The organism is Mycobacterium sp., assembly GCF_050701675.1.
Taxonomy (GTDB): Bacteria; Actinomycetota; Actinomycetes; order Mycobacteriales; family Mycobacteriaceae; genus Mycobacterium.
Genome location: NZ_JBOGDD010000330.1, coordinates 1 through 5220 on the forward strand (window position 1 = coordinate 1; position 5220 = coordinate 5220).

The window sequence follows — 5220 nt, forward strand, 5'->3', positions numbered from 1 at the left end:
GGGTGATGGTTCCCGCCGGTGCACAAACCCGCCAGGTGATCGGGAAGCTCTCTCGCCTTCTCTCCCCGGGCGACATCGTCGTCGACGGCGGCAACTCCCGGTTCACCGACGACACGGTCAACGCGCACATCCTCGCCGAACACGGCATCAGCTATCTCGATTGCGGGGTCTCCGGCGGGGTGTGGGGACGACAGAACGGCTATGCGTTGATGGCCGGCGGTGACACCGCCGACGTCGACCGGTTGATGCCTGTCTTCGACGCGTTGCGCCGGGACGGTGACAGGGAGGACTCCTTCGTCCACGTCGGCCCGGTCGGCGCAGGCCACTACGCGAAGATGGTGCACAACGGCATCGAGTCCGGGCTGATGCAGGCCTACGCCGAGGGGTACGAATTGCTCGCGGCAGAAGAGTCCGTCGTGGACGTGCCCGCGGTCCTGCGTGCCTGGTCGAAGGGCGCCGTGGTCCGGTCCTCGGTGCTCGACCTCCTCGTGCAGGCCCTGTCCGGGGACCCCGAACTGGCCTCCCCGTCCGACCATGCCGAAGACTCTGGGGAAGGCCGGTGGACGCTCGAAGCCGCCATCGCACACGCCGTTCCCGCACCCGTCATTTCTGCGGCACTGTTTGCGCGGTTCGCCTCCCGTCAGTACGACTCGCCGGCAACGAAGGCCGTCTCGGCGCTGCGTAGCCAGTTCGCCGGGCATGCCATCCGACGCGCCGAACCCGTCGGGATCGGCTGAACCAGCTGTATCGAACCCACGATCGAGCAGTACCAACCGAACACTACGAGCAGAGAGAGCGACCAATGACATTGACAGTGAACGAAATTCGACCGGCACCGGCAGCTAGTGGGTACGTCGCTTCGACGAGCGCCGTGTATCCCGCCGACTGGACCGAGCTGGACACGAAGGCCGTCGACACGGCCCGTGTTCTCGCCGCGGATGCAGTCGAGAAGGTCGGCAACGGCCATCCGGGGACGGCGATGAGCCTGGCCCCACTCGCGTACACCCTGTTCCAGCGTGTGATGCGGCACGATCCTTCGGACGCCGACTGGGTCGGCCGGGACCGCTTGGTGCTCTCGTGTGGGCATTCCAGCCTCACCCTGTACACCCAGCTGTATCTGGCTGGGTACGGCCTCGAACTGGACGACCTGAAGGCGTTGCGCACGTGGGGATCCAAGACGCCTGGCCACCCCGAGGTCGGGCACACCCGCGGTGTGGAGATGACCACCGGCCCGCTGGGCCAGGGTCTGGCGTCCGCGGTCGGAATGGCCATGGCGGCGCGCCGCGAGCGCGGGCTCTTCGACCCTGAGCCCGCCGCGGGGGAGAGCCCGTTCGACCACCACATCTATGTGATTGCCTCGGACGGCGACATCGAGGAGGGTGTCACGTCGGAGGCATCGTCCATCGCGGGTGTGCAGCAGCTGGGCAATCTGACGGTGTTCTACGACGACAACAAGATCTCCATCGAGGACGACACCGCGATCGCGCTGAGTGAGGACGTCGCCACCCGGTACGAGTCGTACGGCTGGCACGTGCAGACCGTCGACGGCGGCGAGAACATCTCCGCGATCCTGGCGGCCACCGAAGCCGCCAAGGCCGTCATTGATCGTCCCTCGATCATCGTGCTGCGCACCGTCATTGGCTACCCGGCACCGAAGAAGATGAACACCGGTGGGGTGCACGGCGCGGCACTTGGCGCCGACGAGGTCGCCGGGGTCAAGCGCGCTCTCGGCTTCGACCCCGACAAGAGCTTCGACGTCGACCCCGAGGTGCTGGCGCACGCGCGGCGGGCCGTCGACCGTGGCGACAAGGCTCGGGCGCAGTGGCAGAAGGAGATGGACACCTTGGCCACCAGGGAGCCGGAACGCTTCGCGCTGTTCTCGCGCCTACGGGAAGGCGCCCTGCCGGACGGCTGGGCGGACGCCCTTCCCACCTACGAACCCGGATCGAAGGGGGTGGCCACCCGCAAGGCGTCCGGTGCCGCGATCAACGCGCTCGCCCCGGTCCTTCCCGAACTCTGGGGTGGGTCCGCCGACCTGGCGGGCAGCAACAACACCACGATCGACGGCGCGGACTCGTTCGGGCCGGTCTCCATCTCCACGAAGGACTGGAACGCCCAACCGTACGGGCGCAACCTGCACTTCGGGATCCGTGAGCACGCGATGGGGTCGATCATCAACGGGATCGCCCTGCACGGGCCGACCCGTCCGTACGGTGGCACGTTCCTGGTGTTCAGCGACTACATGCGACCGGCCGTGCGGCTCGCGGCAGTGATGAAGACGCCCGCCATCTACGTCTGGACGCACGACTCGATCGGGCTCGGCGAAGACGGGCCGACACATCAGCCGGTCGAGCACATCGCCTCGCTGCGCAACATCCCCAACGTCGCGGTCATCCGTCCCGGAGACGCCAACGAGACGTCCCAGGCCTGGCGCGCGGCAGTCGAACACACCACCGGTCCGGTTGCGCTGGCGCTCACCCGCCAGGACATCCCGATCCTCGACGGCACCCGCGAGAAGGCCGCCGAAGGTGTCTCTCGCGGCGGGTACGTCCTTGCCGACGCGTCGAACGGCAGCCCCGAGGTCGTGCTGATCGGCACGGGTTCGGAACTGCAACTCGCCGTCGCCGCCCGCGAAGCGCTCGAGGCCGACGGCGTGCCCACCCGGGTGGTGTCGATGCCGTGCCTGGACTGGTTCGAGTCTCAGGACCAGGACTACCGCGATGCCGTGCTGCCGCCGACGGTGAAGGCCCGTGTTTCGGTGGAAGCCGGGCTGGCCATCTCCTGGTACCGCCTTCTCGGTGATGCCGGCGAGGCCGTCTCGCTCGAGCACTTCGGCGCGTCCGCCGATGGACCAACCCTGTTCCGTGAGTTCGGTATCACCACCGAAGCCGTCACCGCGGCCGCACGGCGCTCACTCGCAAATGTGAAGGGATAGAACAGCATGACTCAGAACGCCAACCTCAAGAAGCTCTCCGAAGCCGGCGTCTCGGTGTGGCTCGACGACCTCTCCCGTGACCGCATCGAGTCCGGCAACCTCGCCGAGCTCATCGCGACCAAGAGCATCGTCGGTGTCACCACCAACCCGTCGATCTTCCAGGCCGCACTGAGCAAGGGGCACGTCTACAGCGCACAGGTCCGGGAGCTCGCCGAGCGCGGTGCCGACGTCGAGGCCACCATTCGCACGGTGACCACGGACGACGTGCGCTCCGCGTGCGACGTCCTCGCCCCGCAGTTCGAGGCGAGCCACGGCGTCGACGGGCGGGTGTCCATCGAGGTCGACCCGCGCCTCGCCCACGACGCTGACAAGACCGTCGCGCAGGCCGTCGAACTGTGGAAGATCGTCGACCGCCCGAACCTGTTCATCAAGATCCCGGCCACCGAGGCCGGTATCCCGGCCATCGCCAAGGTGCTCGGTGAGGGCATCAGCGTCAACGTCACGCTGATCTTCTCGGTGGAACGCTACGAACTCGTCATGGGCGCCTACCTCGACGGCCTCGAGGCCGCAAAGGCGGCCGGGCGCGACCTGTCCCGCATCCACTCGGTGGCCTCGTTCTTCGTCTCCCGCGTCGACACCGAGATCGACAGCCGCCTCGAGAAGATCGGCACCCCGGAGGCTCTCGAGCTGCGCGGCAAGGCGGCGCTCGCCAACGCTCGTCTGGCGTATGCCGCGTACCAGCAGGTCTTCGAGGTGCAGCCGCGATTCCAGCGTCTGCTGGCCGCTGGTGCGCGCCTGCAGCGGGCGCTCTGGGCGTCGACGGGAGTCAAGAACCCCGACTACCCCGACACCCTGTACGTCACTGAATTGGCCGCCCCGAACACCGTGAACACGATGCCGGAGAAGACCCTCGACGCGTTCGCCGATCACGGTGAGGCCGCCGGCGACACCGTGTCCAGCACCGCGGTCGAGTCGCAGGAGGTCTTCGACAAGCTCACTGCCGTCGGGATCGACCTGACCGACGTGTTCGTCGTCCTCGAGAACGAGGGCGTCGACAAGTTCGAGGTCTCCTGGAACGAGCTCCTGGAGGCCACCGCGGAGCAGCTACGTGCCGCCGGAGCCGAAATCCACTGAGACTGCCCTGTTGGATTCAGGCTTCGAGCTCGCCCGCAATGCGCCGTTCGATGCTCGCCCGCGTCACCGCGGGCAGCACGATCAGCCCGTCGAGTTCACGTTGCGCCTTGGAGTAGGCGTTGCGCCGCTCGTCGGGGGTGGCCGATTCATCGGCGGCCACTCGCAGAAGGCGCTGGGCACGTTCCAGCCGCTCCTGCGCCTCGGCGGAGAAGTCGCTGCGCCGCCTGCGAATCGCCTCGGACTCGGCGACGTCGAACGCCGACGCGTAGTCGTGCACGGCGTCGCGGTAGTCGAGTTGGGCGTCTCGGTCGCCGGCGAGATCGTCGGCGACCGCGGGTCGCAGCAGATCGGCGCGGCTGCGGGCCCGGTGGAACTCCGCGGTGAGTGGCTCCCGCATGTCGGTCATCAGCGGAAAGTCGAGCAGCTTGGCGACGTCGATCTCGTAGTCCAGCCAGCGGGCATCGGTTCGGTCGTGCTGTTGGAGCACCCTGCCCACCTCACGGCGTGCCGCGGCCTCGTCGACCTTGCCGCGCCCAGAGGCCTCCGCCACCGCGATCTTGGTCTGCTGCTTGATCCGGTATCGCTCGAGTCGGCGTTCGGCGCGTCGCTCATTGGCCGCGGTGATGGCCCTGACACCGCCGCCGATCACGCCGCCGAGCGGAAAGATCAGCCACCAGAAGTTCCCGGCGAAGTGCAACACGGAGTCCATCGCTCCCAGGATGCCATCGGTCGAGGGGTGGGGTGGTCTCGTCGTCGTTACGCGCCGAGGCCGATCGTCACCCCGATGCCGAGTTCGGCTGCCCGGGCGATGACGAGTTCGGCGGTGACGAGGTCCTGCAACCCGACGCCGACGGACTCGAACAGGGTGATGTCGTCATCCGAGGACCGGCCGTCGTGCGCGCCGACGATGACGCCCCCGAGTTCGGTCCGGACGTCGTCTTCGGTGATGGCCCCTTCGGCGATGGCAAGGAGGACGCCACCGGATTTGGCCATCACGGTCGAGTGGCTGTCGACGATTACACGGGCTCGCCTCATGGCCTCGGAGTCCACCTCGCGATGGTCGGGCCGCGGCGGGGCGCCGACGGCGTTGACGTGCTGGCCGGGCCGCAACCAGGCGCCGAAGACCACGGGCTCGCGGGACGGAGTGAGCG

At 68.0% G+C, this 5220-nt stretch carries 4 protein-coding genes and 1 pseudogene; 3 read left to right on the forward strand and 2 right to left on the reverse strand.

Features of this window, described 5'->3' with window-relative positions:
* From ACRDUX_RS09780 to tal, 3 genes are all read left to right on the forward strand, one after another.
* On the forward strand, window positions 1–737 hold a 737-nt coding region (locus ACRDUX_RS09780; protein ID WP_526413343.1), incomplete at its 5' end, for an NADP-dependent phosphogluconate dehydrogenase.
* Window positions 738–802: 65 nt separating this feature from the next.
* Entirely contained in the window at window positions 803–2935 is a 2133-nt protein-coding gene (tkt, locus tag ACRDUX_RS09785) for a transketolase (protein WP_526413345.1), read from the forward strand.
* Between the two features lie 6 nt (window positions 2936–2941).
* Window positions 2942–4069, forward strand: a complete 1128-nt coding sequence (gene tal, locus ACRDUX_RS09790) for a transaldolase (protein ID WP_526413347.1) — start codon at window positions 2942–2944, stop codon at window positions 4067–4069.
* Between the two features lie 16 nt (window positions 4070–4085).
* On the opposite strand, the gene ACRDUX_RS09795 is transcribed toward tal, so the two are convergent.
* Both ACRDUX_RS09795 and ACRDUX_RS09800 read right to left on the reverse strand, forming a co-directional pair.
* Window positions 4086–4778, reverse strand: coding sequence for a hypothetical protein (locus ACRDUX_RS09795; protein ID WP_526413349.1), 693 nt, complete (start codon window positions 4776–4778; stop codon window positions 4086–4088).
* Between the two features lie 47 nt (window positions 4779–4825).
* Window positions 4826–5220: pseudogene (locus ACRDUX_RS09800) on the reverse strand (ornithine cyclodeaminase family protein); the annotation flags it as partial.

What these genes read in the sequence shown, in the direction of transcription:
- tal (WP_526413347.1), top strand. Translation starts at nt 2,942, where the DNA reads ATGACTCAGAACGCCAACCTCAAGAAGCTCTCCGAAGCCGGCGTCTCG.
- tkt (WP_526413345.1), top strand. Translation starts at nt 803, where the DNA reads ATGACATTGACAGTGAACGAAATTCGACCGGCACCGGCAGCTAGTGGG.
- ACRDUX_RS09795 (WP_526413349.1), bottom strand. Translation starts at nt 4,778, where the DNA reads ATGGACTCCGTGTTGCACTTCGCCGGGAACTTCTGGTGGCTGATCTTT.